Source organism: Leucobacter sp. PH1c (assembly GCF_000633415.1).
GTDB lineage: Bacteria > Actinomycetota > Actinomycetes > Actinomycetales > Microbacteriaceae > Leucobacter.
The window spans coordinates 1-25,438 of the sequence record NZ_AYMV01000019.1 but is presented as its reverse complement, the minus strand read 5'-3'; the positions used below and the strand labels follow the sequence as shown (position 1 = coordinate 25,438).

General features: G+C 67.7%; 39 protein-coding genes. 3 read left to right on the top strand and 36 right to left on the bottom strand.

Annotation, left to right across the window (positions count from 1 at the left end):
* Window positions 1–53 precede the first annotated feature (53 nt).
* On the top strand, window positions 54–1,079 hold the full coding sequence (gene coaA / locus U874_RS0106525) for a type I pantothenate kinase (protein ID WP_081809921.1): 1,026 nt from the start codon (window positions 54–56) through the stop codon (window positions 1,077–1,079).
* Here coaA and U874_RS14740 read toward each other — a convergent pair.
* The 5 genes from U874_RS14740 to truA form a co-directional block, all read right to left on the bottom strand.
* Window positions 1,066–1,536, bottom strand: coding sequence for a DUF3995 domain-containing protein (locus U874_RS14740; protein ID WP_025133732.1), 471 nt, complete (start codon window positions 1,534–1,536; stop codon window positions 1,066–1,068). The two genes, coaA and U874_RS14740, sit on opposite strands and share 14 nt — an antisense overlap.
* A 64-nt stretch (window positions 1,537–1,600) precedes the next feature.
* Window positions 1,601–2,950, bottom strand: coding sequence for a phosphoglucosamine mutase (glmM, locus tag U874_RS0106515; RefSeq protein WP_025133731.1), 1,350 nt, complete (start codon window positions 2,948–2,950; stop codon window positions 1,601–1,603).
* A 17-nt stretch (window positions 2,951–2,967) separates the two neighbouring features.
* On the bottom strand, window positions 2,968–3,447 hold the full coding sequence (rpsI, locus tag U874_RS0106510; protein ID WP_029987816.1) for a 30S ribosomal protein S9: 480 nt from the start codon (window positions 3,445–3,447) through the stop codon (window positions 2,968–2,970).
* 38 nt (window positions 3,448–3,485) lie between these two features.
* Window positions 3,486–3,932: a 50S ribosomal protein L13 gene (rplM, locus tag U874_RS0106505; RefSeq protein WP_025133729.1), complete on the bottom strand. Its 447-nt coding sequence runs from the start codon at window positions 3,930–3,932 to the stop codon at window positions 3,486–3,488.
* Between the two features lie 139 nt (window positions 3,933–4,071).
* Window positions 4,072–4,965 (bottom strand): tRNA pseudouridine(38-40) synthase TruA, encoded by an 894-nt coding sequence (gene truA / locus U874_RS0106500; RefSeq protein ID WP_025133728.1) that lies wholly within the window; start codon window positions 4,963–4,965, stop codon window positions 4,072–4,074.
* A gap of 117 nt (window positions 4,966–5,082) precedes the next feature.
* Between truA and U874_RS0106495 the strand changes: the two genes are divergently transcribed.
* Window positions 5,083–7,068 carry an acyltransferase family protein gene (locus U874_RS0106495; protein WP_029987815.1) on the top strand — a complete coding sequence of 662 codons (1,986 nt, stop codon included), beginning with the start codon at window positions 5,083–5,085 and terminating at the stop codon, window positions 7,066–7,068.
* Window positions 7,069–7,239: 171 nt separating this feature from the next.
* On the opposite strand, the gene rplQ is transcribed toward U874_RS0106495, so the two are convergent.
* The 4 genes from rplQ to rpsM form a co-directional block, all read right to left on the bottom strand.
* The gene (gene rplQ, locus U874_RS0106490; RefSeq protein ID WP_025133726.1) at window positions 7,240–7,731 is read right to left on the bottom strand and encodes a 50S ribosomal protein L17; all 492 of its coding nucleotides are present in this window, start codon (window positions 7,729–7,731) and stop codon (window positions 7,240–7,242) included.
* A 49-nt stretch (window positions 7,732–7,780) separates the two neighbouring features.
* Entirely contained in the window at window positions 7,781–8,767 is a 987-nt protein-coding gene (locus tag U874_RS0106485; protein ID WP_025133725.1) for a DNA-directed RNA polymerase subunit alpha, read from the bottom strand.
* Between the two features lie 153 nt (window positions 8,768–8,920).
* Window positions 8,921–9,319 (bottom strand): 30S ribosomal protein S11, encoded by a 399-nt coding sequence (gene rpsK / locus U874_RS0106480; protein ID WP_025133724.1) that lies wholly within the window; start codon window positions 9,317–9,319, stop codon window positions 8,921–8,923.
* Window positions 9,320–9,366: 47 nt separating this feature from the next.
* Complete coding sequence (gene rpsM / locus U874_RS0106475; protein WP_017885302.1) at window positions 9,367–9,735, bottom strand: 30S ribosomal protein S13; 369 nt, start codon at window positions 9,733–9,735, stop codon at window positions 9,367–9,369.
* A gap of 28 nt (window positions 9,736–9,763) precedes the next feature.
* On the opposite strand from rpsM, the gene U874_RS15875 reads away from it, so the two are divergent.
* Window positions 9,764–9,895, top strand: a complete 132-nt coding sequence (locus U874_RS15875; protein WP_255342048.1) for a hypothetical protein — start codon at window positions 9,764–9,766, stop codon at window positions 9,893–9,895.
* Here U874_RS15875 and rpmJ read toward each other — a convergent pair.
* From rpmJ to U874_RS0106335, 27 genes are all read right to left on the bottom strand, one after another.
* Complete coding sequence (gene rpmJ, locus U874_RS0106465) at window positions 9,892–10,008, bottom strand: 50S ribosomal protein L36 (protein WP_017885303.1); 117 nt, start codon at window positions 10,006–10,008, stop codon at window positions 9,892–9,894. The two genes, U874_RS15875 and rpmJ, sit on opposite strands and share 4 nt — an antisense overlap.
* Before the next feature lie 68 nt (window positions 10,009–10,076).
* On the bottom strand, window positions 10,077–10,298 hold the full coding sequence (gene infA, locus U874_RS0106460) for a translation initiation factor IF-1 (RefSeq protein ID WP_025133723.1): 222 nt from the start codon (window positions 10,296–10,298) through the stop codon (window positions 10,077–10,079).
* Between the two features lie 223 nt (window positions 10,299–10,521).
* Window positions 10,522–11,364, bottom strand: a complete 843-nt coding sequence (map, locus tag U874_RS0106455; protein ID WP_029987814.1) for a type I methionyl aminopeptidase — start codon at window positions 11,362–11,364, stop codon at window positions 10,522–10,524.
* Between the two features lie 3 nt (window positions 11,365–11,367).
* On the bottom strand, window positions 11,368–11,964 hold the full coding sequence (locus U874_RS0106450) for an adenylate kinase (protein WP_025133721.1): 597 nt from the start codon (window positions 11,962–11,964) through the stop codon (window positions 11,368–11,370).
* Window positions 11,961–13,286 carry a preprotein translocase subunit SecY gene (secY, locus tag U874_RS0106445; protein ID WP_025133720.1) on the bottom strand — a complete coding sequence of 442 codons (1,326 nt, stop codon included), beginning with the start codon at window positions 13,284–13,286 and terminating at the stop codon, window positions 11,961–11,963. Before secY ends, U874_RS0106450 begins: the two co-directional genes overlap by 4 nt.
* Window positions 13,287–13,503: 217 nt before the next feature.
* The gene (rplO, locus tag U874_RS0106440) at window positions 13,504–13,965 is read right to left on the bottom strand and encodes a 50S ribosomal protein L15 (RefSeq protein WP_029987813.1); all 462 of its coding nucleotides are present in this window, start codon (window positions 13,963–13,965) and stop codon (window positions 13,504–13,506) included.
* Window positions 13,962–14,150 (bottom strand): 50S ribosomal protein L30, encoded by a 189-nt coding sequence (gene rpmD, locus U874_RS0106435; protein ID WP_025133718.1) that lies wholly within the window; start codon window positions 14,148–14,150, stop codon window positions 13,962–13,964. Before rpmD ends, rplO begins: the two co-directional genes overlap by 4 nt.
* Entirely contained in the window at window positions 14,150–14,860 is a 711-nt protein-coding gene (gene rpsE, locus U874_RS0106430; protein WP_025133717.1) for a 30S ribosomal protein S5, read from the bottom strand. The genes rpmD and rpsE overlap by 1 nt, the downstream gene beginning before the upstream one ends.
* The gene (rplR, locus tag U874_RS0106425; protein ID WP_025133716.1) at window positions 14,857–15,231 is read right to left on the bottom strand and encodes a 50S ribosomal protein L18; all 375 of its coding nucleotides are present in this window, start codon (window positions 15,229–15,231) and stop codon (window positions 14,857–14,859) included. The genes rpsE and rplR overlap by 4 nt, the downstream gene beginning before the upstream one ends.
* A gap of 2 nt (window positions 15,232–15,233) precedes the next feature.
* Complete coding sequence (gene rplF, locus U874_RS0106420; RefSeq protein WP_025133715.1) at window positions 15,234–15,770, bottom strand: 50S ribosomal protein L6; 537 nt, start codon at window positions 15,768–15,770, stop codon at window positions 15,234–15,236.
* A gap of 6 nt (window positions 15,771–15,776) precedes the next feature.
* The gene (gene rpsH, locus U874_RS0106415) at window positions 15,777–16,175 is read right to left on the bottom strand and encodes a 30S ribosomal protein S8 (RefSeq protein WP_025133714.1); all 399 of its coding nucleotides are present in this window, start codon (window positions 16,173–16,175) and stop codon (window positions 15,777–15,779) included.
* Between the two features lie 113 nt (window positions 16,176–16,288).
* Window positions 16,289–16,852, bottom strand: coding sequence for a 50S ribosomal protein L5 (gene rplE, locus U874_RS0106410; protein ID WP_025133713.1), 564 nt, complete (start codon window positions 16,850–16,852; stop codon window positions 16,289–16,291).
* Complete coding sequence (gene rplX, locus U874_RS0106405; protein ID WP_025133712.1) at window positions 16,852–17,214, bottom strand: 50S ribosomal protein L24; 363 nt, start codon at window positions 17,212–17,214, stop codon at window positions 16,852–16,854. The genes rplE and rplX overlap by 1 nt, the downstream gene beginning before the upstream one ends.
* Before the next feature lie 4 nt (window positions 17,215–17,218).
* Entirely contained in the window at window positions 17,219–17,587 is a 369-nt protein-coding gene (gene rplN, locus U874_RS0106400; RefSeq protein WP_025133711.1) for a 50S ribosomal protein L14, read from the bottom strand.
* Window positions 17,588–17,619: 32 nt separating this feature from the next.
* Complete coding sequence (gene rpsQ / locus U874_RS0106395) at window positions 17,620–17,892, bottom strand: 30S ribosomal protein S17 (protein ID WP_025133710.1); 273 nt, start codon at window positions 17,890–17,892, stop codon at window positions 17,620–17,622.
* 2 nt (window positions 17,893–17,894) lie between these two features.
* The gene (gene rpmC, locus U874_RS0106390) at window positions 17,895–18,206 is read right to left on the bottom strand and encodes a 50S ribosomal protein L29 (protein ID WP_025133709.1); all 312 of its coding nucleotides are present in this window, start codon (window positions 18,204–18,206) and stop codon (window positions 17,895–17,897) included.
* Entirely contained in the window at window positions 18,206–18,625 is a 420-nt protein-coding gene (rplP, locus tag U874_RS0106385; RefSeq protein ID WP_025133708.1) for a 50S ribosomal protein L16, read from the bottom strand. The genes rpmC and rplP overlap by 1 nt, the downstream gene beginning before the upstream one ends.
* A 2-nt stretch (window positions 18,626–18,627) precedes the next feature.
* Window positions 18,628–19,386: a 30S ribosomal protein S3 gene (rpsC, locus tag U874_RS0106380; protein WP_024356779.1), complete on the bottom strand. Its 759-nt coding sequence runs from the start codon at window positions 19,384–19,386 to the stop codon at window positions 18,628–18,630.
* Window positions 19,387–19,770, bottom strand: a complete 384-nt coding sequence (gene rplV / locus U874_RS0106375; protein WP_029987809.1) for a 50S ribosomal protein L22 — start codon at window positions 19,768–19,770, stop codon at window positions 19,387–19,389.
* 26 nt (window positions 19,771–19,796) lie between these two features.
* Complete coding sequence (gene rpsS / locus U874_RS0106370; protein WP_025133706.1) at window positions 19,797–20,078, bottom strand: 30S ribosomal protein S19; 282 nt, start codon at window positions 20,076–20,078, stop codon at window positions 19,797–19,799.
* Between the two features lie 22 nt (window positions 20,079–20,100).
* Window positions 20,101–20,937, bottom strand: coding sequence for a 50S ribosomal protein L2 (rplB, locus tag U874_RS0106365; RefSeq protein ID WP_025133705.1), 837 nt, complete (start codon window positions 20,935–20,937; stop codon window positions 20,101–20,103).
* 22 nt (window positions 20,938–20,959) lie between these two features.
* Complete coding sequence (rplW, locus tag U874_RS0106360) at window positions 20,960–21,259, bottom strand: 50S ribosomal protein L23 (RefSeq protein WP_025133704.1); 300 nt, start codon at window positions 21,257–21,259, stop codon at window positions 20,960–20,962.
* Entirely contained in the window at window positions 21,256–21,909 is a 654-nt protein-coding gene (rplD, locus tag U874_RS0106355) for a 50S ribosomal protein L4 (protein ID WP_025133703.1), read from the bottom strand. Before rplD ends, rplW begins: the two co-directional genes overlap by 4 nt.
* Before the next feature lie 3 nt (window positions 21,910–21,912).
* The gene (gene rplC / locus U874_RS0106350; RefSeq protein ID WP_025133702.1) at window positions 21,913–22,566 is read right to left on the bottom strand and encodes a 50S ribosomal protein L3; all 654 of its coding nucleotides are present in this window, start codon (window positions 22,564–22,566) and stop codon (window positions 21,913–21,915) included.
* A gap of 14 nt (window positions 22,567–22,580) precedes the next feature.
* Window positions 22,581–22,889 carry a 30S ribosomal protein S10 gene (gene rpsJ, locus U874_RS0106345; protein ID WP_025133701.1) on the bottom strand — a complete coding sequence of 103 codons (309 nt, stop codon included), beginning with the start codon at window positions 22,887–22,889 and terminating at the stop codon, window positions 22,581–22,583.
* Between the two features lie 789 nt (window positions 22,890–23,678).
* Entirely contained in the window at window positions 23,679–24,833 is a 1,155-nt protein-coding gene (locus tag U874_RS0106340) for a UDP-phosphate alpha-N-acetyl-D-fucosaminephosphotransferase (protein ID WP_025133700.1), read from the bottom strand.
* Window positions 24,830–25,438, bottom strand: a 609-nt coding sequence (locus U874_RS0106335; protein WP_025133699.1) for a polysaccharide biosynthesis protein, incomplete at its 5' end; no start/stop codon positions are given. The genes U874_RS0106340 and U874_RS0106335, both read right to left, overlap by 4 nt.

Sequence of the window (25,438 nt, the reverse complement as noted above, 5' to 3'; positions counted from 1 at the left end):
CACCAGTTTAATGGCACGATGGGTGGATAATGGCCGAGTTCCACGCACCCCAGATGCCTCCCACGCGCCCGATCCCCGTCATCGCCGACGCGGGAGGCGGTCAGAGCCACCCGCAGGAGCCGAGTACGGAGACGCAGGCGCTGGTGCGGCCGGAGTTCACCTCCCCCTTCATCGAGATCGGCCGCGACGAGTGGGCCCGCCTCGCCGGGGAGACCCCGATGCCGCTCACCGAGGCGGAAGTCGAGGCGTTCCGCGGCCTCGGTGAGCCGCTCGACATGGCCGAGGTCTCCGAGGTGTACCGCCCGCTCAGCCGCCTCATCAACCAGTACGCGATCGCGGCGCGCGAAATGCATCAGCGCACCCGCGGCTTTCTGCAGCGCAACGGCGAGCGGCCCAGCCCCTTCGTGATCGGGATCGCCGGCTCGGTCGCCGTCGGCAAGTCGACCGTGGCGCGCATCCTCCGTGATCTCCTCGCGCGCTGGCCGGAGACCCCGAACGTAGAGCTCGTCACGACCGACGGCTTCCTGTACCCGAACGCGGAGCTCGAGCGGCGCGGGATCGCCCACCGCAAGGGCTTCCCCGAGTCGTACGACCGACGGGCCCTGCTGCGTTTCGTCTCGCAGGTGAAGGCGGGCGTCGCCGAGGTGCGCGTGCCGCACTACAGCCACCTGCTCTACGACATCGTGCCCGACGAGCACACGATCGTGCGGCAGCCCGACATCCTCATCGTCGAGGGCCTGAACGTGCTGCAGCCCGCGTCGATGGAGCACCCGCTCGCCGTGAGCGACCTGTTCGACTTCTCCGTGTACGTCGACGCGCGCACCTCCGACATCCACCAGTGGTACCGGAATCGCTTCCTGCGCCTCCGCGAAGCGGCCTTCTCGAACCCCGATTCGCACTTCCGCCGCTTCGCGGGCATCGACGACGAGGTCGCCTCGGCGCTCGCCGACGAGTACTGGAACAACATCAACGAGCCGAACCTCATCGAGAACATTCGGCCGACGCGCGCCCGGGCCACCCTCATGCTCCGGAAAGAGGCGAACCACCGGGTGCAGAAGGTGCTGCTCAGGAAGCTGTAGCCCGCGGCTCCGCGTTCCGGTCGCCGCGCCGCGAGGCCCGCGCGCCGAAGAGTGCGGCGGCGCCGAGCGTCGCGCAGAGCGGCCGGTACCAGCGGCAGTCGAGTTCCCGGAACCGCTCCCCCGCGGCGGGCAGCCCGAGCGCCGCGAGCGCGACGTCCCCGCCGAGCGCGGCGCGGCCGAGGAGCGCCGCCCCGATGAGGCGACGGCCGCGCACGACCGCGCGGGACTCGCCGAACGCGCCCGCCGCAGTCACCGCGGCGATCGCGGCGACTCCCGCCACGACGGCGGTCGCGCGCCGATCCGGCATTGCGTTCCGGTTGCCAACCACGGCCTCCGCGAGCTCCGCTCGGGAGCCTGCGGGCCAGGTCGATCCGGCCGCCCACGCCGTGTGCACGGCCGCGACGGCCCCGATCCCGATCCCGGCGACCGCGCGGGCGACACCCTGAAAAGCACTCATGCCCCCACCGTACTCCTCGCGGAGACGGTGGGGGCATGAGCTGCGGGAGCGAGGCCCGGGCGGCCTAGACGGCGAGCCGCTCCTTGACGATCGCTGCGAGGTCGTCGGCGAGCTTCTGCGCCTGGTCCTCGTGCGCGGCCTCGACCATCACGCGGACCACGGGCTCGGTACCCGAGGGGCGCAGCAGCACGCGGCCCTGGCCGCCGAGCACGAGCTCGGCCTGGTGCACGGCCTGCTGCAGCACGGAGTCGCCCGCAACGCCCGCGCGGTCGACGCCGCGCACGTTGACGAGCACCTGCGGGTACACGGTCATGCAGCTCGCCAGCTCGGCGAGGGTCTTGCCCGTGCGCTTCAGCTCTGCGGCGATGTGGAGCCCTGTGAGGATCCCGTCGCCCGTCGTCGCGTGCTCGCTCATGATCACGTGGCCGGACTGCTCGCCGCCGAGGGAGTAGCCGTGCGCATTGATCGCCTCGAGCACGTAGCGGTCGCCCACGCCGGTCTCGACGACGTCGATCCCGTTGTCGGCCATCGCGAGCTTGAGCCCGAGGTTCGACATCACGGTGGCCACGAGCGTGTTCTGCTCGAGCTTGCCGCGCGCCGACATCGAGAGCGCGAGGATCGCCATGATGCGATCCCCATCGACGACGTTGCCGTCGGCGTCCACCGCGAGGCAGCGATCCGCGTCGCCGTCGTGGGCGATGCCCAGGTCGGCGCCGTGCTCGCGCACCGCGGCGATGAGCGGCTCGAGGTGGGTCGAGCCGACGCCGTCGTTGATGTTGAAGCCGTCGGGATCGTTGCCGATCACGGTGACCTGCGCGCCCGCGTCCGAGAACACGTCGGGCGAGATGCCCGCGGCAGCGCCGTGCGCGCAGTCGAGCACGACGTGCAGGCCCTCGAGGCTCTGCCCCTCGAGCGTGCCGAGCAGGTGGACGAGGTAGCGGTCCTCGGCGTCCGCGAAGCGGCGGATCCGGCCCACCTCGCGGCCCGTGACCGCGATGCTCGGGCGGTCAAGCGCCGCCTCGATCTCGTCCTCGATGTCGTCGGCGAGCTTGCGCCCGCCCTCGGCGAAGAACTTGATGCCGTTGTCGGCGGCCGGGTTGTGCGAGGCCGAGACCATCACACCGAAGTCGGCGCCGGTATCCGCAACGAGATACGCGGCGGCCGGGGTCGGGATGACGCCCGCGTCGAGCACGTCAACGCCGGCGGAGGCGAGCCCCGCCGCGACGGCGGCGGAGATGAACTCTCCCGAGACCCGGGGATCGCGGGCAATGACCGCGATAGCACGACGGCTCTCGCCCCGGGCAGAACGCCCGAGAACGAGAGCCGCAGCGTCCGCGAGGTTCAGGGCCAGCTCGGCGGTCACATCGACCCCGGCCAGACCCCGAACCCCGTCGGTGCCAAAAAGGCGTCCCATCGGAAAAGAATCCCGACTTAGCGCTTCGAGTACTGGGGCGCCTTGCGGGCCTTCTTGAGACCAGCCTTCTTGCGCTCCTTGATCCGCGCGTCGCGGCTGAGGAAGCCGGCCTTCTTCAGCGTCGGACGGTTGTGCTCGGCGTCGATCTCGTTGAGCGCACGAGCGATCGCGAGGCGCAGCGCACCGGCCTGGCCCGAGGGGCCGCCGCCGACGATGCGGGCGATCACGTCGTACGAGCCACCGAGCTCGAGGACGGTGAAGGGATCCGTGATGAGCTGCTGGTGCAGCTTGTTCGGGAAGTACTCGGCGAGCTCACGACCGTTGACGGTCATGGTGCCCGAGCCGGGGATGAGGCGCACGCGGGCGATGGCCTGCTTGCGGCGGCCGACGGCTGCGCCGGGGACGGTGAGCGCGGGGCGGGGGGTCGCGGCGGTAGCCTGCGAAGCCGGCGTCTCGGTGGTGTAGCTCTCGGGGGCCACGGTCTGCTCTTCAGTCACTGTGAAGTCTCTCTTCTGAATTCTCGTTGGCGCCGCGGTTACTGCGCGACCTGGCCGAAGGTGTACGGGGTGGGCTGCTGCGCAGCGTGGGGGTGCTCGGCACCCTTGTAGACCTTCAGCTTGCGGAACTGGTCAGCGCCGAGGGAGTTCTTCGGGAGCATGCCGCGGATCGCCTTCTCGACAGCGCGCTCGGGGTTCTTCTCGAGGAGCTCGGTGTAGCTCATCGAGCGGAGGCCGCCCGGGTAGCCCGAGTGGCGGTACGCCTTCTTCTTCGCGGCCTTGTTCGCGGTCAGGACGACCTTGTCGGCGTTGATGACGATGACGTAGTCGCCCATGTCCATGTGGGGAGCGAACGTGGTCTTGTGCTTGCCGCGGAGCAGGGCTGCCGCGTGCGAGGCCAGGCGGCCGAGCACCACATCGGTGGCGTCGATGACGAGCCAGTCGTGCTTCTGCTCAGCGGCCTTCGGCGAATACGTGCGAGTCACTATCGTGCTGCTTTCTGTCGAATTGGAGGTGTTTCGTGAATCCCGCTCCGTTGCCCGGTCCCCGTGGGGTGCTCGAGCGATGGAGGGCTCAACAAATCGGGTGCTTGCGCACCAAGGATCAACTTTAGCACACCGGCGGTCAGTCCTCCGCGGCGAGCGGATCCCGGCGTGCGCGAGTCTGCTCGGCGCGGGCCGCCAGCGCGTCATCGGCGGGGTACGCGATCTCCTCCAGCGAGAGCCCGTGCGCGGGCATCACCGTGAAGCGGCTGCTCCGTTCCCGGGCGTCGCGGAGGGCGATGAGCTCCCCCTCCGTGATGCGGCCGCTGCCCACGGCAACGACGGCGCCGACGAGGGCGCGCACCATCGAGTGGCAGAACGCGTCGGCCTCGATCCGCGCCGCCAGCGCGCCATCCTCCGTGCGGCGCCACTCGAAGCACAGCAGATCGCGCACCGCGGTGGCCCCCTCCCGGGCTTTGCAGAAGGTCGTGAAGTCGTTCAGCCCGAGCAGCTCGTCGGCCGCGTGCTGCATCCGGTCGAGTTCGAGCGGAGACGCCACGTCCGCCGTGAAGCGCGCCGTGAGCGGATCGCGCCGGGCATCGGCGCCGCGGAGGCGGTACTCGTACCGGCGGCGCAGTGCGCCGAATCGCGCATCGAACGCGGCGGGGGCCACCCGAACGCTGTGCACGGCGATGTCCGGGGCGCTGCGCTTCAGCACGCCGTTGAGCTTCCGCGCGCGCAGCCGGGCCGCCTCGGGGCCGTCCGCTGCCGCATCGCCGCGTCCGCCCCACTTCTCGAGCTGCGCCGCCGTGACGTCGAGGTGGGCCACCTGCCCGCGGGCGTGCACGCCCGCGTCCGTGCGCCCGCCCACGGTGAGCCGCGGCTCCCCCGCGCGCAGCAGCACCGCGAGCGCTGCCTCGAGCTCGCCCTGCACCGTGCGCAGCCCCGGCTGCGCGGCCCACCCCGAGAAATCCGTGCCGTCGTAGGCAAGGTCGAGGCGGAGGCGGGTGCTCGGCTGAGCGGCGTCGGTTTTCACGCCATCGATCCTGCCAGATCCCGCTCCCCGCGAGCGCCTCCCCGCCGCGCCGCGTACACTGGACGGCATCCCGCGCGCCGCGACCGACGCCCCGCGCGCACGAAGGCTTTCCCCACGATGACACCAGTGCTCACTCGCTCCCCCGCTCAGCCCGGCCGGTTCGGCGGACTTGACGGACTCCGCGCGATCGCGGTGGGGCTCGTGCTCGTGTACCACCTCTTCCCCAGCGCGCTGCCCGGCGGCTTCCTCGGCGTCGACATCTTCTTCGCGATCAGCGGCTTCCTCATCACCTCGCTGCTCCTGCGTGAGGCGCAGCTGCGCGGCACGATCCGGCTCGGCTCGTTCTGGCGCCGAAGGGCGCGACGGCTCCTGCCTGCGCTCGGCTTGGTGCTCCTCGTCTGCTCGGCGCTCGCGCTGCTCGTCGGTGGGGATCTCCTCGTCGGCCTCGGCCGCCAGATCGCGGGCACAGCCTTCTTCGTGAGCAACTGGGTGTTCATCGCGAACGGCGCCGACTACTTCGCCCGCGACACCCCCGAGCTGTTCCGCAACACCTGGTCGCTGTCGATCGAGGAGCAGTTCTATATCCTGCTCCCGCTCCTCGTGCTGCTCCTCCTCCGCTTCCGCGGGCGCAGCAGCCGCGCCGTCTTCCTCGGTCTGCTCGGCGCCGTGTCGGCTGTCCTCATGGCCGTGCTCTCGCAACAGGGCGTCGAGCCCACGCGCATCTATTTCGGTTCGGACACGCACACCTTCGGCCTGTTCTGGGGCGCCGCCCTCGCCGCGCTCGTGCACCCGCAGCGCGGCTCCGCTCCCCCGGCAGCGCCCGGGGCGCTCCGGCAGGTGCTGCTCGGCGCCGTCGCGCTCGCGGGGCTCGGCACGATCGCGGCGCTCGCCGTGACGCTGCCGGAGGGCAGTCGGCAGAGCTTCGAGGGCGGCTTCCAGCTCGCGATCGTCGCGGCGCTCGCACTCGTGTGGGCCGTCACCCGGCCGGGCGCCTGGATCGGCCGCGCGCTTGACGTCGCGCCGATGCGCTGGATCGGCGAGCGCTCCTACGGCATCTACCTCTGGCACTGGCCGCTGCTCCTCATCGTGACGGGGGCGCTCGGCTCGGCCGCGCCCGCTGCGCTGGTCGCCGCAGTGACCCTCGCGGGCACGCTCGTCGCGTCGGCGCTCTCGTACCGCTTCGTCGAGCAGCCGGTGCGGCGCTTCGGGCTGCGCCGCTCCCTGCGGCTCGCGCTGCGCCCGATCGGGGCCACGCCCCGGCGCAAGGCCGTCACGATCGCGCTCGGCGCCGTTCTCGCGCTCACGGTGCCCGCCACGGGCATCGCGATCGCGACGGCTCCCGAGCAGAGCACCGCCGCCGCGGCGATCGCGCGCGGTCAGGCCGCCCTCGACGCTGAGCGCACGGGTGACACGGGTGACGCGGGTGACACGGGCGACGCGGGTGACGCCGATGCGGGAGCAGGCGCGACGCAGGCGCCGGACCCGACGAAGGAGCCCGGCGCGAATCCGGAGGACCGCGAGACGCCCGAATCCAGCGGGAAGTCCGGGGATCGCGAGAAGCCCGCCCGGCTGCCCGCGGGCCCACTCCTGCCCCGGGGCAGCGACATCAGCGCCGTCGGCGACTCAGTGATGCTCGCGAGCCTTCCGGAGCTCGAGACGGCGTTCCCCGGAATCGAGGTCGATGCGGCCGTGTCTCGCGGCATGGGCGTCGGCATCGGCATCGCCGAGGAGTGGGCCGCGAGCGGCCGGCTGCGCCCCGTGCTCGTCGTCGGGCTCGGCACGAACGGCCCCGTCTCCGCGGAGGAGCTCGACGAGCTCTACGGCGCCGCGGGCGACCGCCCCATCGTGCTCGTGAACGCGCACGCCGATCGGGACTGGATTCCCGGCGTCAACGCGGAGCTCGACCGCTTCGCCGGCGCCCACCGCGGCGTCGTGGTGGCCGACTGGACAGGCGCCGTCACGGGCGTGCCGGACGCGCTCGCGGGCGACGACATCCACCCGAATCCGAGCGGCGGCGAGATCTACGCCGCCTCGGTGCAGCGCGCCCTGGAGCGCCTCCAGGACCCCGCGGAGGCGCGCGGCTTCGCGCTCCCCCGCCGGTAGGCTCCGCAGCTCACGGAGGTCCTCACAGAGCGCCCCACGCGCGCGAGCGGCATCCGGGGCACCCCACGTACCCCCGCCCCGCACACCGCGCGTGAGTGGCACCTCCGCACACAGCACAGCGCCCCGCCGATCCTGGGATCGGCGGGGCGCTGTCGCTCGGTGAGGCGAGTGTTACTCGGCCTTCTCCTCGGCTGCCTCGGGGGCCTCTGCGGCCTCCTCGACGACCTCGGCGGTCTCCTCGGCCGGAGCCTCGACGACCTTCTCCGCCTTCGGCTCGGCCTTGGCGGCCTTCACCTTGGGCTGCACCGGCTCGAGCACGAGCTCGATGATCGCCATGGGAGCGTTGTCACCCTTGCGGTAGCCGGTCTTGATGATGCGGGTGTAGCCACCCTCGCGGTTCTCGACGAGCGGCGCGATCTCGGTGAAGAGCTCGTGCACGACCGACTTGTCGAGGATCTGGCGCATGACGCGACGACGCGCGTGCAGGTCACCGCGCTTCGCGAAGGTCACGAGACGCTCGGCCACGGGCTGAAGGCGCTTGGCCTTCGTCTCCGTGGTCTGGATGCGCTTGTGCTCGAAGAGCTGCGCAGCCATCTGGTTGAGCATCAGACGCTCGTGAGCGGGGCCGCCTCCGAGGCGGGGGCCCTTGTTGGGCTTCGGCATTGTTTACTCCAGTAAGTTTACGATCGGGTCGATGTCGACGGATCGTGAATTAGTTGTTGTCGTCTTCGTAGCTGTAGAACTGCGCACCGTCGAAGCCGGGCACGGCATCCTTCAGCGACAGTCCCATCTCGGTGAGCTTGTCGCGCACCTCGAAGACGGACTTCTGGCCGAAGTTACGGATGTTCATCAGCTGCGCCTCGGAGAGCGCAACGAGCTCGCTCACCGTGTTGATGCCCTCGCGCTTGAGGCAGTTGTAGCTGCGCACCGACAGGTCGAGGTCCTCGATCGGGATCGAGAGCTCGCCCTCCGTGACCACCTCGACCGGCGCGGGGCCGATCTCGACGCCCTCGGCGGCGGTGTTGAGCTCGCGCGCAAGCCCGAAGAGCTCGACCAGGGTCGAGCCGGCCGACGCGATCGCGTCGCGGGGGCTGATGGCGGGCTTCGTCTCAACGTCGACGACGAGACGATCGAAGTCGGTGCGCTCACCGGCACGCGTGGCCTCCACGCGGTAGGTGACCTTGAGCACCGGCGAGTAGATCGAATCCACGGGGATCCGGCCAACCTCGGCGTCTTCGTTGCGGTTCTGAGCGGCCGAGACGTAGCCGCGGCCACGCTCGATCGTCAGCTCGAGCTCGAACTGCGCCGAATCGCTGAGCGTCGCGATGACGAGCTCAGGGTTGTGCACCTCGACACCGGCGGGTGCGGAGATGTCGGCAGCGGTCACCTCGCCCGCGCCGGTCTTGCGCAGGTAGGCGGTGATGGGCTCATCGTGCTCGCTGGAGACGACAAGATCCTTGATGTTGAGGATGATCTCGGTGACGTCCTCGGTCACGCCCGCAATGGTCGTGAACTCGTGGGCAACGCCCTCGAAGCGGACGCTCGTGACTGCCGCGCCGGGGATCGACGACAGCAGCGTGCGACGCAGCGAGTTGCCGAGCGTGTAGCCGAAGCCGGGCTCGAGCGGTTCGATGGCGAAGCGCGAACGGTACTCGGAGATCGACTCCTCGGTCAGAGTGGGTCGCTGTGCAATGAGCAAGGTGTGTGGTCCTTTCGCTGGAGTCCGCTATATGACTCATGCGGTATCGGGAATGAGGGGTGTCCTCTGTGCACCCGAGACTCGGAGTGCGAGCCTCGGCGCCTCCCCGGCGCAGACGATCGCTCGTCTGCGCCGGGGACTAGCGCAAGCTCCTTAGACGCGACGGCGCTTCGGGGGGCGGCAGCCGTTGTGCGTCTGCGGGGTGACGTCGTTGATCGACCCCACCTCGAGGCCGGCGGCCTGCAGCGAGCGGATCGCGGTCTCGCGACCGGAGCCCGGGCCCTTGACGAAGACGTCAACCTTCTTCATGCCGTGCTCCTGCGCCTTGCGCGCGGCCGACTCGGCAGCGAGCTGTGCGGCGAAGGGCGTCGACTTGCGCGAGCCCTTGAAGCCCACGCCGCCGGAGGAAGCCCAGCTGATCACGGCACCGGTGGTGTCGGTGATCGAAACAATCGTGTTGTTGAACGTCGACTTGATGTGGGCCTGGCCCACGACCACGTTCTTCTTGTCCTTGCGACGCGGCTTGCGAGCCGCCGTCTTTGGTGCAGCCATTGAGTGTTCTCCTGAAAAGCTCTATGTGATGGTCGAGAGGACCGGCGTTACTTCTTCTTGCCGGCGACGGTGCGCTTCGGGCCCTTGCGGGTACGAGCGTTCGTCTTGGTGCGCTGACCATGCACGGGCAGGCCCTTGCGGTGGCGGAGGCCCTGGTAGCTCCCGATCTCGACCTTGCGGCGGATATCGGCGGCGACCTCACGGCGGAGGTCACCCTCAACCTTGAAGTTGCCCTCAATGTAGTCGCGGAGCGCGACGAGCTGGTCGTCGGTGAGGTCCTTGACGCGGATGTTGCCATCGATGCCGGTGTCGGCGAGCGTCTTCAGCGCGCTGGTGCGGCCGACGCCGTAGATGTAGGTGAGTGCAATCTCAACGCGCTTGTCGCGTGGGATATCGACTCCTGCGAGACGTGCCATGTGTGGCTCTCCTTGCGGTAGTGGAGGTATGTCGCGCATCGGGGGTTCGGGCCTCCACCCCGAGGTGTCCCCCGAGCACGGTGTGCTCGGGCTCTTCGATGCGCTGGATCAGATATTGAGTTGTGTGCTCTGCGAGAACGCCGAGCGACGGGGCGATTAGCCCTGGCGCTGCTTGTGGCGGGGGTTGCTCTTGCAGATCACCATGACGCGGCCGTGGCGGCGGATGACCTTGCAGTGATCGCAGATCGGCTTGACGCTGGGCTTAACCTTCATGATGTTTCCTTCGCGGAGTTCGCTGTCCTCGTACAGCCGGGGTGCCGGCTGCCGTTACTTTCCAGCCCCTACTTGTAGCGGTAGACGATGCGGCCGCGGGTCAGATCGTAGGGCGTCAGCTCCACAATCACGCGGTCCCCGGGGAGAATGCGGATGTAGTGCTGGCGCATCTTGCCCGAGATGTGGGCGAGAACCTTGTGTCCGTTGGTCAGCTCGACGCGGAACATCGCGTTCGGCAGAGCCTCGACAACCTGTCCCTCGATCTCGATGACGCCGTCTTTTTTCGCCATAGCCTCACTATCGCTTGCGTAGGATGTACTGGTCTTGCGAATGCCTCGCTCCCGCTTTCGCGAACACGAAAACAGGCGCAAAGCACCAAATGTCAAGAGTACTCGCCGTTCGGGCGTTTGTAAAGCCGCGGAAACACTTCCGCCCCGTCGGGCGCGCGGGGCGCTGAACGGGGCGGAACTCTGACGGGGCGGCGGGCGACGATCGAGTCGCGCGCGAGCCGGGTCAGGGAATCGGAACGGGCGTGATGCCGAGGGGCGCGAGTCCGCTCGCGCCGCCGTCCGGCGCGGTCAGCACCCAGATGCCATCGGCGTGGACCGCGACCGAGTGCTCCCACTGGGCGCTCATCGATCCGTCCGCCATCGTGACGGTCCAGTCGTCGTCCTCGATGTCGGTGTCGATCCCGCCCGCGGAGATGATGGGCTCGATCGCCACGACGAGGCCGGGCTTCACCTCGGGGCCGCGGGGGCGCACCGGCACGTTGAAGACCGGCGGGTCCTCGTGCATGCTGCGGCCGATACCGTGGCCGATGTAGTCCTCGAGGACGCCGAAGTCGCTGTTCGCGCGCACGTAGGAGGAGACGGCCTCGCCGACCTCGTTCAGGTGCTTCGCGGTCGCGAGTCGTGCGATGCCGCGCCACATGGCCTGCTCGGTCACGTCGCTCAGCTTCTCGTTCGCGGCGGTGAGCTCGGGCCTTGCGTGATCCGGCAGCGTGACCGTGATCGCCGTGTCCGAGTGCCAGCCGCCGATGACGGCGCCGACGTCGAGCGAGGCAATGTCTCCGGGTGCGAGCGGCCGGTCCCCCGGGATCGCGTGGACGACCTGCTCGTTCACGTTCGCGCAGATCGTGTGGCGGTAGCCGGGCTCGAGCATGAAGTTCGGCGCTCCCCCGAGCGAGCGGATCGCGTCCTCGGCGATCGCGTCGAGCTCGAGCGTGGTGATGCCGGGGCGGACCGCCTCGCGCATCGCCGCGATGGCGGCGGCGGCGGCGAGACCCGGCTCGACCATCAGCCGGAGCTGCGCCGGCGACTTGTAGATCGAGCGGCGCAGCAGTCCTCGTCGAGCCACGGCCTAGCGACCCGCCTTCGCGGCGAGCTGAGCGTCGAGTCCCGAGGCGATCCGCTCAGCGACCTCTTCGACGGAGCCGAGGCCGTCGACCGAGACGAGGATGCCGCGCTCGGAGAAGAGCTCGACGAGCGGAGCGGTCTGCTCTGCGTAGACATCCTGGCGGTGGCGAATGACGTCCTCGGTGTCGTCGGCGCGACCCTCGAGCTCGGCGCGCTTCAGGAGGCGTGCGACGACGGCGTCCGTGTCGACCTCGAGCAGCACGACCGCGTCGAGCGCGTCGCCCTCGAGCATGCCGTCGAGCGCGTGCACCTGCTCGACGTTGCGGGGGTACCCGTCGAGGAGGAAGCCGCCGGCCGCGTCGGCCTGCGCGAGGCGATCAGCGACGATCTCGTTCGTCAGCGAGTCGGGGACGAGCTCGCCGCGCTCGATGATGGCCTGCACCTGCTGGCCGAGCGGGGTGCCGCCCTTGATGTTCGCGCGGAAGATGTCGCCGGTCGAGATGGCCGGAACGCCGAAGCGCTCGGCGATCTGCGTGGCCTGCGTGCCCTTGCCGGCCCCGGGCGGGCCGATGATGAGCAGTCGAGTTGTGGTGTCCGTCACTTGAGGAGCCCTTCGTAGTGGCGCTGCTGCAGCTGTGCGTCAATCTGCTTCACCGTCTCGAGGCCGACGCCCACGATGATGAGGATCGAGGAGCCGCCGAACGGGAAGTTCTGGTTCGCGCCGAAGAACGACAGCGCAATCAGCGGGATGAGCGCGATGAGACCGAGGTAGAGCGAGCCAGCGCTCGTGATCCGGGTCAGCACGTAGTTGAGGTACTCGGCCGTCGGGCGGCCGGCGCGGATCCCCGGCACGAAGCCGCCGTACTGCTTCATGTTGTCGGCGACCTCCTCCGGGTTGAAGGTGATCTGCACGTAGAAGAAGGTGAAGCCGATCGTCAGCAGGAAGAAGACGAGCATGTACAGCGGCTGATCGCCGAGCACGAGGTTGTTCTGGACCCAGACGACCCAGGGCTTCGGATCCTCGCCGATCTGCGGCTGGTTGAACTGCGTGAGCAGCGCCGGGAGGTAGAGGATCGCCGAGGCGAAGATGACCGGGATCACGCCCGCCATGTTCACCTTGATCGGAATGTAGGTGCTCGAGCCGCCGTAGGTGCGGCGGCCGACCACGCGCTTCGCGTACTGCACCGGGATCCGGCGCTGCGACTGCTCGACGAACACGACCGCGGCGACCACGAGCAGGCCGACGAGGAGCACCAGGAAGAAGACCTCCCAGCCCTTCGACTCCTTGATGATCCACATGCCGCTGGGGAACGTTGCCGAGATCGAGGTGAAGATGAGGAGCGACATGCCGTTGCCGATGCCGCGCTCGGTGATGAGCTCGCCGAACCACATGATGAGGCCGGTACCGGCAGTCATCGTGATGATCATGATGAGGATCGCCCACCACTCCTGCGAGACCAGGTTCTGGCAGGCCTGGTTCGCCGAGGCGCCGAAGAGCTGCCCCGAGCGCGCGACTGTGATCAGGGTGGTCGACTGGAGGATCGCGAGCGCGATCGTGAGGTACCGCGTGTACTGCGTGAGCTTCGCCTGGCCCGCCTGGCCCTCCTTGTGGAGCGCCTCGAAGTGCGGGATGACCACGCGGAGCAGCTGCGTGATGATCGACGCCGTGATGTACGGCATGATCCCGAGCGCGAAGATCGAGAGCTGCAGCAGCGCCCCGCCGCTGAACAGGTTGATCATGTCGTAGAGGCCCGACGTGCCCTGGGCCTGGTTCGCTACCAGACAGGCCTGCACGTTGTTGAAGTCAACGAACGGTGCGGGGATGAAGGATCCGAGGCGGAAGAGCGACACGATCGCGAGCGTAAAGACGATCTTTCGCCGCAGATCGGGAGTCCGAAAGATCCGTCCGATAGCGCTGAACAAAAGCTGCCTCCTGGGGGCGTCGTACGGGGCCGTCGCCTGACGACGAGAACCAATTGCTCCAGCCTACACGCTGTGCGGGGCCACTCACCAATATCCGGGCCAATCTCGGACGCTCCGGATACAGAAAACGAGGGCGGGTGGACCGGCATTTCTGCCGATCGCACCCGCCCCCGATGTTCGAGCTCAGCTCGAGGAAGTCAGGTTCCCTCCGGGATCCTTACTTGACCTCTCCGCCGGCCGCGACGATCTTCTGCTCAGCGGAGCTGGAGACCTTGTCGACCGAGACGGTGAGCTTGACCTGGAGGTCGCCGTCGCCCAGCACCTTGACGGGCTGGTTCTTGCGGACGGCGCCCTTGGCCACGAGATCCTCGACCGTCACGTCGCCACCCTGGGGGTAGAGCTCTGCGAGCTTCGCGACGTTGACGACCTGGTACTCGGTGCGGAACGGGTTCTTGAACCCGCGCAGCTTCGGGGTGCGCATGTGCAGCGGCATCTGCCCACCCTCGAAGCCGGCCTTGACCTGGTAGCGCGCCTTGGTGCCCTTGGTGCCGCGGCCTGCGGTCTTACCCTTCGAGCCCTCACCGCGACCCACGCGGGTCTTGGCCTTCTTCGAACCGGGTGCGGGGCGGAGGTGGTGCGCCTTCAGCACCTGCTCGCGCTCCTCGTTGTTCTCGCTCATGCGTCGATCTCCTCAACCTCTACCAGGTGAGCAACCGCGCGAACGTAACCGCGGTTCGCCTGCGTGTCCTCGCGAACGACCGTCTGACCGATCTTCTTGAGGCCGAGGCTCCGCAGCGTCTCACGCTGGTTCTGCTTCTCGCTGATAACGGACTTCGTCTGCGTAATCTTCAGGCTCTTCGCCATTACGCACCTGCCTTTGCCTTCGCGGCAGCGTCGGCCGCAGCCTTCGCCTCGGCGCGCACGATGCGAGCCGGGGCGACGCGGTCGAAGTCGAGGCCACGGCGAGCTGCGACGGAGCGGGGCTCCTCGAGCAGCTGCAGCGCCTCGACGGTCGCGTGCACGATGTTCAGGGTGTTCGACGAGCCGAGCGACTTGCTCAGCACGTCGTGGATGCCGGCGCACTCAAGCACGGCGCGGACGGGGCCACCGGCGATAACACCGGTACCTGCCGCTGCGGGGCGGAGGAGCACCACACCGGCTGCTGCCTCACCCTGCACGGGGTGCGGGATGGTGCTGCCGACGCGGGGCACGCGGAAGAAGTTCTTCTTGGCCTCCTCGACACCCTTGGAGATGGCGAGGGGCACCTCCTTCGCCTTGCCGTAGCCGACGCCAACGGTGCCGTTGCCATCGCCCACCACGACGAGCGCGGTGAAGCTGAAGCGACGGCCGCCCTTGACGACCTTGGAGACGCGGTTGATGGTGACGACGCGCTCGAGGAACTGGCTCTCGTTGCGGTCGCGGCCGCCGCGCTCGCCACGGGTGCCGCGGTCGCGGCTCCCCCGACGCTGCTCGCGGGGCTCGTTGCGGTGATCCGCGCCCTGGGCCTCGGTGGCCGAGGACTCAGCGGTCTGGGTCTCTGCGGACACTTCCTGCTCCTTCGTTTCCTTGCTCACAGGGTCAGCCCCCCTTCGCGTGCGCCGTCGGCGATCGCTGCGACGCGGCCGGCGTACTTGCTGCCGCCACGGTCGAAGACAACTGCCTCAACGCCAGCGCTCTTCGCGCGCTCGGCGACGAGCTCGCCGACCTTGCGGGCCTTGGCCGTCTTGTCGCCGTCGAGGGCGCGGAGATCGGCTTCCATGGTCGACGCCGACGCGAGGGTGATGCCCTTCGAGTCGTCGACCACCTGGACGAAGACGTGACGCGACGAGCGGGTCACGACGAGACGGGGACGGAGCTCCGTGCCGACGATCTTCTTGCGCAGGCGGGTGTGGCGGCGCACGCGCGCAGCCGAACGACCCTTTGCACGGGTGATGTTAGCGGCCATGGTTACTTACCAGCCTTTCCAGCCTTGCGGCGAACGTTCTCGCCCGCGTAGCGGATGCCCTTGCCCTTGTAGGGCTCCGGCTTCTTCAGCTTGCGGATGTTCGCAGCGGCCTCGCCGACCGCCTGCTTGGAGATCCCGCTCACGGTGATCTTGGTGTTGCCCTCAACAGCGAGCGTGATGCCCTCAGGAGCGTCCACGAGCACCGGGTGCGAGAAGCCGAGCGCCAGCTCGAGGCCGGTGCCCTTCTGCTGCACGCGGTAGCCGGTGCCGACGACCTCGAGCTGCTTGGAGTAGCCCTCGGTCACACCAATGATGTTGTTGTTGATGAGCGTGCGGGTCAGGCCGTGCAGCGCTCGGGAGTCGCGCTCGTCGTCGGGACGAGTGACCACAACCTGGCCCTCCTCGACAGCAACGCGGATCGGCTCGGCGACGACGAGCGCGAGCTCGCCCTTCGAACCCTTGACCGTGACCTTCTGGCCATCGATCTTGACGTCTACACCACCGGGAACGGTGATGGGAAGCTTACCAATACGTGACATGACGGCTTACCACACGTAAGCGAGGACTTCCCCGCCAACGCCCTTCTGGTCAGCCTCGCGGTCGGTCAGCAGACCGGAGGACGTGGACAGGATCGCGATGCCGAGGCCGCCGAGCACGCTCGGGATCTCGGTCGAGCGTGCGTAGACCCGGAGGCCGGGCTTGGACACGCGCTTGATGCCCTCGATCGAGCGCTCGCGGTTCGGGCCGTACTTCAGGGACATGGTGAGGGTCGTGCCGACGCGTGCGTCCTCGACCTTCCAGTCCTTGATGTAGCCCTCGCGCTTGAGGATCTCCGCGATCCGCACCTTCAGCTTGGAGCCGGGGAGCGAAACGTCGTCATGATGCGCAGAGTTGGCGTTGCGCAGCCGGGTCAGCATATCTGCGACCGGATCAGTCATCGTCATGAGTGACTCTTCTTTCTCGCCTGGTATCACGCACCGTTACACGGAGCGTGACCTGGGTGACATGCGGATGGGGTGCCCGGGGAATCCCCGGGCACCCGCACCGCTTGGACTATTTAGTTGTCGGTCTTGAACGGGAAGCCGAGTGCGCGAAGCAGCGCACGGCCCTCGTCGTCAGACTTGGCGGTGGTCACGACAGTGATGTCGAAGCCACGCACGCGGTCAATCTTATCCTGATCGATCTCGTGGAACACACTCTGCTCGGTGAGACCGAAGGTGTAGTTGCCGTTCCCATCGAACTGCTTGGGCGACAGACCGCGGAAATCGCGGATACGCGGCAGTGCGAGGTTGACGAGACGGTCGAGGAACTCCCACGCGCGGTCACCGCGGAGGGTGACGTGCGCGCCGATGGCCTGGCCCTCGCGCAGCTTGAACTGCGCGATGGACTTGCGGGCCTTCGTGACCATGGGCTTCTGGCCGGTGATCTTGACGAGGTCGGCGATAGCGCCCTCGATCACCTTGCTGTCGCGAGCAGCCTCGCCAACACCCGTGTTCACGACGACCTTGACGACGCCGGGAACCTGCATGATGTTCGCGTAGTTGAACTCCTCGCGGAGCTGCTCGACGATCTCGCCGCGGTACTTAACCTTCAGACGGGGCTGAATCTTCGTCTCCGACATTAGATGTCCTTCCCAGACGACTTGGCGTAGCGCACGCGGACGGTCTTCGTCACGCCGTCCTTCTCGACCTGCTCGACACGGAAGCCCACGCGGGTCGGCTTCTTGGTCTCGGGGTCGACGATCGCAACGTTGGAGATGTGGATCGGGGCCTCAACGGTCTCGATGCCACCCTCGCGGGTGCCGCGCTCGGACTGGCCGACGCGGACGTGCTTCGTAACGAAGTTCACGCCCTCGACGATGATGCGGTCGGTCTCGGTGAAGACCTCGACGACCTTACCCTGCTTGCCCTTGTAGCCGCCGCGCTCCTGCGACGGGCCCGAGATGACCTCGACGAGGTCACCCTTCTTGATCTTCTGGCCCATAGGACTAGATCACCTCCGGTGCGAGCGAGACGATCTTCATGAAGCGCTTGTCGCGCAGCTCACGACCGACCGGCCCGAAGATACGGGTGCCGCGGGGCTCCCCGTCTGCCTTGAGAATGACGGCAGCGTTCTCGTCGAAGCTGATGTACGAGCCATCAACACGACGAGTCGACTTGCGCGTGCGAACGATGACGGCCTTGACGACCTCACCCTTCTTCACGTTGCCGCCGGGGATTGCGTCCTTGACGGTCGCGACGATCGTGTCACCGAGACCGGCGTAGCGACGCCGCGAGCCCCCGAGGACGCGAATCGTGAGCAACTCCTTGGCGCCGGTGTTATCGGCAACCTTGAGTCGGGATTCCTGCTGAATCACTTGTTACTCCTTCACTCAGTAAGCCGGAGGGCTTACTTCGCCTTCTCGAGGATCTCGACCAGACGCCAGCGCTTCGAAGCGCTCAGCGGGCGGGTCTCGTGGATGAGCACGAGATCGCCGATGCCGGCGGTGTTCTGCTCGTCGTGGGCCTTCACCTTCGACGAACGGCGCATGACCTTGCCGTAGAGCGGGTGCTTCACGCGGTCCTCGACCTCGACGACGATGGTCTTGTCCATCTTGTCGCTGACGACGTAGCCACGGCGAGCCTTACGGTAGCCGCGCTGTTCCTTCTCGACCTCAGCCATTCTTAGGCCTCCTTCGTCTCAGCGGCGGCGTCCGCCTGCTCGGTCTTCTTGCTGCTCTTCTTCGCCTTGGCGGGAGCAGTGTCGGCGGCCGGGGTCACCCGAATGCCGAGCTCACGCTCGCGGAGCACCGTGTAGATGCGCGCGATATCGCGCTTCACCTGGCGCACACGACCGTGGCTTTCCAGCTGGCCGGTTGCCGACTGGAATCGCAGGTTGAAGAGCTCACCCTTTGCCTTCTTGAGCTCCTCGGCCAGACGCTCGTTCTCGAACGAGTCGAGCTCCGTGATGGCCAGTTCCTTGGTACCGATCGCCATTACGCGTCGCCCTCCTCGCGCTTGATAATACGGGCCTTGAGCGGCAGCTTGTGGATGGCGCGGGTCAGCGCCTCACGTGCGAGCTGCTCATCGACGCCGGCGACCTCGAAGAGGACGCGGCCCGGCTTGACGTTGGCCACCCACCACTCGGGCGAACCCTTACCGGAACCCATGCGGGTTTCCGCAGGCTTCTTGGTGAGGGGACGGTCGGGGTAGATGTTGATCCACACCTTGCCACCGCGCTTGATGTGACGCGTCATGGCGATACGAGCGGACTCGATCTGACGGTTGGTCACGTAGGCGGGGGTCAGTGCCTGGATACCGAACTCACCGAAGGCGATCGTGTTGCCGCCCTTGGACTGGCCGCTGCGGCTGGGGTGGTGCTGCTTGCGGTACTTGACTCGACGAGGAATCAGCATGCTTACTTCTCCGCTCCTGCTGCAGCGGGTGCAGCCTCGGCCTGCGCGCCACGGGGCGCACGGCGGCGGTCGCCACGGTCGCGAGACGGCTTCTGGGCCGCCTGCTCGCGAGCGAGTTCCTTGTTGGTGAGGTCACCCTTGTAGATCCAGACCTTCACGCCGATACGGCCGAAGGTGGTCTTCGCCTCGTAGAAGCCGTAGTCGATGTTCGCGCGGAGCGTGTGCAGCGGCACGCGACCCTCGCGGTAGAACTCCGAACGGCTCATCTCGGCGCCGCCGAGGCGGCCGGAGACCTGGATACGGATGCCCTTGGCACCGGCGCGCTGAGCGCCCTGCAGGCCCTTGCGCATCGCGCGGCGGAATGCCACGCGCGCAGCGAGCTGCTCGGCGATGCCCTGAGCGACGAGCTGAGCGTCAGCCTCGGGGTTCTTGACCTCGAGGATGTTCAGCTGGATCTGCTTGCCCGTGAGCTTCTCGAGGTCGGCGCGGATACGCTCAGCCTCGGCGCCGCGGCGACCGATGACGATGCCGGGGCGCGCCGAGTGGATGTCCACGCGGACGCGATCGCGGGTGCGCTCGATCTCGACACGGCTGACGCCGGCGCGGTCGAGCTGCTTGGTCAGGTGCTGGCGGATCTTGATGTCCTCGGCCAGGTAGTCAGCGTAGCGCTGACCCTTCTTGGTCGAGTCCGAGAACCAGCGCGAGACGTGGTCAGTGGTGATCCCGAGGCGGAAGCCGTAGGGATGAATCTTCTGGCCCATTTACTTGGCTCCCTTCTTCGCGGCCTGGAGCTCATCAGCCGTCTGCAGAACGACGGTGATGTGGCTGGTCCGCTTGTTGATCCGGAACGCACGGCCCTGCGCGCGGGGGCGGAAACGCTTGAGCGTCGTGCCCTCGTCGACGTAGGCGCGAGCGATGACCAGCTCGTCCTCGTTGAGACGCAGGTTCTCCGCGTCGGCCTTCACCCGGGCGTTCGCGATCGCCGAAGCGACCAGCTTGAACACGGGCTCGGCTGCGGCCTGGGGCGCGAACTTCAGGATGGCAAGCGCCTCCTGAGCGTTCTTCCCGCGAACCAGGTCAACAACGCGACGGGCCTTCTGGGGGGTGATGCGGATCTGACGCACGCGTGCGGTCGATTCCACCATTTCTCTCTCCTCCTTCACGTCACCGCTTAGCGGCGACGGCCCTTCTTGTCGTCCTTCACGTGACCGCGGAAGGTCCGAGTGGGCGCGAACTCGCCCAGCTTGTGACCGACCATGGTCTCCGTCACGAACACGGGGATGTGCTTCCGACCGTCGTGCACCGCGATGGTGTGACCCAGCATTGCGGGGATGATCATCGAGCGGCGCGACCAGGTCTTGATCACGTTCTTGGTGCCAGCTTCGTTCTGGACAACCACCTTGTTCAGCAGGTGGTTATCGACGAAGGGGCCCTTCTTGAGACTACGAGGCATCTTCTATTCTCCTACCCGCCGACTAACGCTTCTTGCCAGCATTGCGGCGACGCACGATGAGCTTGTCGCTTTCCTTGTTCGGACGGCGCGTACGGCCTTCCTTCTGGCCCCAGGGGCTAACCGGGTGACGGCCACCCGAGGTGCGGCCTTCGCCACCACCGTGCGGGTGATCGACCGGGTTCATGACGACACCGCGGACGGTCGGGCGAACGCCCTTCCACCGCATACGGCCGGCCTTACCCCAGTTGATGTTCGACTGCTCGGCGTTGCCCACCTCGCCGACGGTCGCGCGGCAGCGCGCGTCGACGTTGCGGATCTCACCCGAGGGGAGACGCAGCTGAGCGTAGGGGCCGTCCTTCGCAACGAGGCGAACCGAGGCACCAGCCGAGCGCGCCATCTTGGCACCCCCGCCGGGCTTCAACTCGATCGCGTGGATGACGGTACCCGTCGGGATGTTCTTCAGCGGCAGGTTGTTGCCGGGCTTGATATCGGCGGCCGGACCCGACTCGACGATGTCGCCCTGCTTCAGCTTGTTCGGCGCGATGATGTAGCGCTTCGTGCCGTCCTCGAAGTGCAGGAGCGCGATGCGCGCCGTGCGGTTGGGGTCGTACTCGATGTGCGCGACCTTGGCGTTCACGCCGTCCTTGTCATTGCGACGGAAGTCGATGACGCGGTACTGGCGCTTGTGGCCACCACCGATGTGACGGGTGGTGATCCGGCCCTGGTTGTTGCGGCCGCCGGTCTTGGGGAGCGGACGAAGCAGCGACTTCTCGGGCGTGGAGCGGGTGATCTCAGCGAAATCAGCAACGCTCGAACCGCGACGACCCGGGGTCGTCGGCTTGTACTTGCGAATAGCCATAGTGTGTTCCTTTTCGCCCCTTCTACAGCGCAGCCGTGAAGATGTCGATGGAGCCCGACTTCAGCGTGACGATAGCGCGCTTGGTGTCCTTGCGCTTACCGGCGCCGAAGCGGGTGCGGCGGGTCTTGCCCTTGCGGTTCAGCGTGCGGACCTTCTCGACCTTCACGCCGAAGACCTGCTCGATCGCGAGCTTGATCTCGGTCTTGTTCGCCGTCGGCTGCACCTCGAAGGTGTACTGGCCGTTCGTGTCGATGAGGCCGTAGCTCTTCTCCGAAACGATCGGGCGAATGATGACGTCGTGTGCAGACTTGTTCAGGCTCACTTCGTGTCCTCCTGAGCGGCACGGCCGGCGACGAACTGGTCGAAGGCAGCCTTGGTGAAGACGAGGTCATCGCTGACGACGACGTCGTAAGCGTTGAGCTGGTCCTGGAACAGCACGTGAACGAACGGCAGGTTGCGCACGCTCAGCGTGGTGAGCTCGTCCGCGCGGTCAACGACCACGAGCACGCGCTTGCCCGGCGCGACCTGAGCGAGGAACTCGCGGGCCGTCTTGGTGCTGGGCTTGTCACCGATGCCGAAGCCATCGACAACGTGCAGGCGGTTCGCGCGAGCGCGATCCGAGAGCACGCCGCGGAGTGCAGCAGCAATCATCTTCTTGGGGGTGCGCTGCGAGTAATCGCGGGGCACGGGCCCGTGGACGATGCCACCGCCGCGGTGCTGGGGCATGCGGACCGAACCCTGACGGGCGCGGCCGGTACCCTTCTGCTTGAACGGCTTGACACCCGAACCGGAGCGCTCGCCGCGGTTCTTGGTCTTGTGCGTACCCTGACGCGCAGCTGCGAGCTGAGCGGTGACCACCTGGTGGATCAGCGGGACGTTGGTCTCGGCGGCGAAGATAGCCTCGGGCAGGTCAACCGACCCGGCCTTCTTGCCCTTCGCGTCGAGCACCTCGAGCTTGGTAGCGGTAGCCATGAACTACGCCCCCTTCACTGCGTTGCGAACGAAAACGAGACGACCGCGCGCACCGGGAACCGCACCCTTGACCAGGATGAGACCCTTCTCGGCGTCGATCGCCTGAACGGTGAGGTTCTGCACGGTCACACGATCGCCACCCATACGGCCAGCCATCTTCTGACCACGGAACACGCGACCGGGGGTCGCGGCGCCGCCGATCGAGCCGGGCTTACGGTGGTTGCGGTGCGCACCGTGCGATGCCGAGACACCCTTGAAGTTGTGACGCTTCATGGTGCCGGCGAAGCCCTTGCCCTTCGAGGTGCCAACGACGTCGATCTTCTGACCGGCCTCGAAGGTGCCATCGACGGTGAGCTCCTGGCCCAGCGTGTACTCAGCGGCGTCGGCCGTGCGGACCTCGGTCACGTGACGGCGCGGCGTGACGCCGGCCTTCTCGAAGTGACCAGCGGTCGGCTTGTTGACCTTGCGGGGATCGATTGCGCCCGCGGCGATCTGCACGGCGTTGTAGCCGTCGACCTCGGGGGTGCGGATCTGCGTGATGACGTTGGGAGCAACCTCGATCACGGTGACCGGAACGACCTTGCCGTCCTCGTCCCAGACCTGCGTCATCCCGAGCTTGGTGCCCAGGAGACCCTTCACATTGCGTTCTACTGCCATGATTCGATCCCCCCTTAGAGCTTGATCTCGATGTTGACGTCGGCCGGAAGATCGAGACGCATGAGCGAATCGACGGCCTTGGGGGTGGGATCGACGATGTCGATCAGACGCTTGTGCGTGCGCTTCTCGAAGTGCTCGCGGCTGTCCTTGTACTTGTGGGGCGAACGGATCACTGCGATCACGTTCTTCTCCGTGGGGAGCGGCACGGGGCCGATCACGGTGGCACCCGCGCGGGTAACCGTGTCGACAATCTTGCGTGCGGAGTTGTCGATGACCTCGTGGTCATACGACTTCAGTCGAATGCGGATCTTCTGTCCCGCCATGACATCTCTACTTTCTACTTGCGTCGTACTACGCACCCCGGAGGGTGTGTGGCATTGGACGTCTTGCGTACCAGCGCCCTGGCAGCGGCACCTCGCGAGAGGCGCATGTGCTGGGTCTCTGTTCACCTGTCAAAACCACCTGCTTGCGCAAGCGGCCCCGCACACACAAAGACGGCCGGACGAAGTCTGGCCGCCGATCGGCGTGCGGGTCGTGTTCGCTACCCGCGGCCTAACCCCGGCGGACCGGGAGTTATGCACTGCCTGGCAGTGATCCGCACCGAAGCGCGGAGTACTGAACCTGTCTATTCTGACACAGCGAATACCGGTCGTGCAACCCGGGCGTGTCGCGCTGCGTGTCGCGCGGGTGCGGGGTGCGTGCGGGGGTTCGGGCCCGCCGCAATTTGTTCGATTCTGATCCGGTATCCGGGGGCTATTCCGGAGCAAACTCGATCGAATCTGGGTGGGGTGTGGTGGGGCGCGGGTGGTTCGGGGTGCGGAGGGGTGAGTTCCGGATCAAACTCGCACTTTGTTGGAGTTTGGTCCGGTATGCAGCGGCGATACCGGATCAAACTCGGCCCGATCTTGCCGGGCGAGTGGGTCCGTGCGGTCTGGGCCGCCGCCGCGCGGATCCACGGAGTCGATCCGGATCACACTCGCACTTTGTTTGAGTTCCGTGCAGTATCCAGTGGCGATACCGGGGCAAACTCGAACAATTTTCCCCCGGGCCCCGGAGCCCCCGAGCACCGAACCCCACTCCCCCAGGCCCGCCGCCCGAACCGTGTCGGCCGACTACGCCGAGCGCGCGGGCAGCAGTCTCGGCAGCGCCAGGTAGAGCACCAGGACGGCGAAGCCGCCCGCCAAGAGCATGAGCGTGCCCCAGAGCGGGGTGAAGCACGACGCGAGGCCGAGCAGCGACGCCGCGAGCGTGCACGCGGCCGTCATCGCGGAGGCCTGCACGTGCGAGTAGCCGCGCTGCTGGATCCGCTGGTAGGTGTGCTCCTTGTGCGGCTCATCCCAGCGCTTGCCGGCGCGCACCCGCTTCACGAGCGTGACGCCCACGTCACCGAAGTAGATCACCATCGGGCCGATCGTGGCGAGCAGGGGCGCGCCCGAGACGAGCGCCGCGAAGCTCGTGAGCGCCGTCGCGCCGCCGAGCAGGTAACTGCCCACGTCGCCGAGGAAGGCGCCGGGCTTCGTCAGGTTCCAGGGCAGGAACCCCGCGAAACCGGCGGCGAGCACGAGGCCGGCCGCGACGAGCCAGGGCATGTCCTGCACCCAGCCGACCGCCGCGAAGGTGAGGCCGGCGATGACGCCGTGGAAGCCGCTGATCCCGTTCAGGCCGTCCATGAAGTTGGCCACGTTGATGTAGCTCGAGATGAAGAGCACGGCGTAGACCACGAGCAGGACGGCGCCCCACACGGGAAGCGTGGAGCTCGCGGTGGTCGCATCGCTCAGGGGCGCGAGATTCGCGAGAGGGGCCGTGAGGGGGCGTGCCGCTCCCCCGTCGAGGCCGGGGCCGTGGCCCAGGCCGTCGCCGCCGCCGAACTGGCCCGCAGCGAAGAGCACGCCGAGCGCCGAGCCCGCGGCGATGAGCAGCAGCGCCGCGCTCCGCACCGGGACGCTCAGGCCGCGGAGATCCTCCGTCAACCCGAGCAGGCCCGCGCACAGCGAGCCAATGACGATCACGAGGAGCGCGTCCCACACCGCGTGCCCGGTCCACCCGCGCGTGGCGAAGAGGAGCACTGCGGCGGCTCCGCCGACGAGCATCGCGATGAGCACGGCGAGACCGAGGCCGCGCAGCACGGGGCGCTCGTGCGAGGAGCGCTCGTTCGGCACATCCATGATCCCGAGCCGCACGAGCAGCGGCTTCACGAGCAGCGGGAGGACGAGGCTGAGCGCGAGCGTGATGGCGCCCGCGAGGAGGGCGACGGAAAGCGGGGTCACTGGACGCGCTCCTCCGCAGCCTCGGTGAGGTCGAGACGCGCGATCCAGCCCTCGTGGTCGAGGACATCGGGCGAGATCGTGTCGACGTGCGCGTGCGAGATCTTCGGGTGGAACGGGCGCTCATTGCCCTCACCCGCGCCCACGAGCTCCTCGTGGAGCTTTTCCCCGTGCCGGAGCCCGGTGTAGACGATCTCGATGTCCTTGCCGGACTGGGCGATCATGCGGCGTGCGACGTCCATGATCTTCACGGGCTCCCCCATGTCGAGGATCAGCACCTCGCCGGGGCGGCCGATCGCGCCCGCCTGGACGACGAGCTGGCAGGCTTCGGGGATCGTCATGAAGAACCGGGTGACCTCGGGGTGCGTGACCGTGAGCGGGCCGCCCGCAGCGATCAGGGCGCGGAAGGTGGGGAGCAGCGAGCCGCGGCTGCCGAGCACGTTGCCGAAGCGCACGGAGAGGTAGCGCGCTCCCGTCTCCTCGGCCATCCAGGCGGTGAGCTTCTCGGCGACCCGCTTCGAGTGGCCGAGCACGCTCGTGGGGTTCGCCGCCTTGTCGGTGGAGATGTTCACGAAGGTGCCGACGCCGGCGGCGCGCGCCGCGCGGAG

What these genes read in the sequence shown, in the direction of transcription:
- rplB (WP_025133705.1), bottom strand. Translation starts at nt 20,937, where the DNA reads ATGGCTATTCGCAAGTACAAGCCGACGACCCCGGGTCGTCGCGGTTCG.
- rpsJ (WP_025133701.1), bottom strand. Translation starts at nt 22,889, where the DNA reads ATGGCGGGACAGAAGATCCGCATTCGACTGAAGTCGTATGACCACGAG.
- rpsM (WP_017885302.1), bottom strand. Translation starts at nt 9,735, where the DNA reads ATGGCACGTCTCGCAGGAGTCGATATCCCACGCGACAAGCGCGTTGAG.
- rpmC (WP_025133709.1), bottom strand. Translation starts at nt 18,206, where the DNA reads ATGGCGATCGGTACCAAGGAACTGGCCATCACGGAGCTCGACTCGTTC.
- rpmJ (WP_017885303.1), bottom strand. Translation starts at nt 10,008, where the DNA reads ATGAAGGTTAAGCCCAGCGTCAAGCCGATCTGCGATCACTGCAAGGTC.
- rpsH (WP_025133714.1), bottom strand. Translation starts at nt 16,175, where the DNA reads ATGACGATGACTGATCCGGTCGCAGATATGCTGACCCGGCTGCGCAAC.
- rplX (WP_025133712.1), bottom strand. Translation starts at nt 17,214, where the DNA reads ATGGGCCAGAAGATCAAGAAGGGTGACCTCGTCGAGGTCATCTCGGGC.
- rplE (WP_025133713.1), bottom strand. Translation starts at nt 16,852, where the DNA reads ATGTCGGAGACGAAGATTCAGCCCCGTCTGAAGGTTAAGTACCGCGGC.
- U874_RS0106495 (WP_029987815.1), top strand. Translation starts at nt 5,083, where the DNA reads ATGACACCAGTGCTCACTCGCTCCCCCGCTCAGCCCGGCCGGTTCGGC.
- rplD (WP_025133703.1), bottom strand. Translation starts at nt 21,909, where the DNA reads ATGGCTACCGCTACCAAGCTCGAGGTGCTCGACGCGAAGGGCAAGAAG.
- rplR (WP_025133716.1), bottom strand. Translation starts at nt 15,231, where the DNA reads ATGGCCGCTAACATCACCCGTGCAAAGGGTCGTTCGGCTGCGCGCGTG.
- U874_RS15875 (WP_255342048.1), top strand. Translation starts at nt 9,764, where the DNA reads ATGTCGCGCATCGGGGGTTCGGGCCTCCACCCCGAGGTGTCCCCCGAG.
- rplV (WP_029987809.1), bottom strand. Translation starts at nt 19,770, where the DNA reads ATGGTGGAATCGACCGCACGCGTGCGTCAGATCCGCATCACCCCCCAG.
- rpsS (WP_025133706.1), bottom strand. Translation starts at nt 20,078, where the DNA reads ATGCCTCGTAGTCTCAAGAAGGGCCCCTTCGTCGATAACCACCTGCTG.
- rplO (WP_029987813.1), bottom strand. Translation starts at nt 13,965, where the DNA reads ATGAGCGAGAACAACGAGGAGCGCGAGCAGGTGCTGAAGGCGCACCAC.
- glmM (WP_025133731.1), bottom strand. Translation starts at nt 2,950, where the DNA reads ATGGGACGCCTTTTTGGCACCGACGGGGTTCGGGGTCTGGCCGGGGTC.
- rpsQ (WP_025133710.1), bottom strand. Translation starts at nt 17,892, where the DNA reads ATGGCTGAGGTCGAGAAGGAACAGCGCGGCTACCGTAAGGCTCGCCGT.
- rplC (WP_025133702.1), bottom strand. Translation starts at nt 22,566, where the DNA reads ATGGCAGTAGAACGCAATGTGAAGGGTCTCCTGGGCACCAAGCTCGGG.
- rplP (WP_025133708.1), bottom strand. Translation starts at nt 18,625, where the DNA reads ATGCTGATTCCTCGTCGAGTCAAGTACCGCAAGCAGCACCACCCCAGC.
- rpmD (WP_025133718.1), bottom strand. Translation starts at nt 14,150, where the DNA reads ATGGCGAAGAGCCTGAAGATTACGCAGACGAAGTCCGTTATCAGCGAG.
- infA (WP_025133723.1), bottom strand. Translation starts at nt 10,298, where the DNA reads ATGGCGAAAAAAGACGGCGTCATCGAGATCGAGGGACAGGTTGTCGAG.
- rpsC (WP_024356779.1), bottom strand. Translation starts at nt 19,386, where the DNA reads ATGGGCCAGAAGATTCATCCCTACGGCTTCCGCCTCGGGATCACCACT.
- coaA (WP_081809921.1), top strand. Translation starts at nt 54, where the DNA reads ATGCCTCCCACGCGCCCGATCCCCGTCATCGCCGACGCGGGAGGCGGT.
- rplQ (WP_025133726.1), bottom strand. Translation starts at nt 7,731, where the DNA reads ATGCCGAAGCCCAACAAGGGCCCCCGCCTCGGAGGCGGCCCCGCTCAC.
- rpsK (WP_025133724.1), bottom strand. Translation starts at nt 9,319, where the DNA reads ATGGCTGCACCAAAGACGGCGGCTCGCAAGCCGCGTCGCAAGGACAAG.
- rplF (WP_025133715.1), bottom strand. Translation starts at nt 15,770, where the DNA reads ATGTCACGTATTGGTAAGCTTCCCATCACCGTTCCCGGTGGTGTAGAC.
- U874_RS14740 (WP_025133732.1), bottom strand. Translation starts at nt 1,536, where the DNA reads ATGAGTGCTTTTCAGGGTGTCGCCCGCGCGGTCGCCGGGATCGGGATC.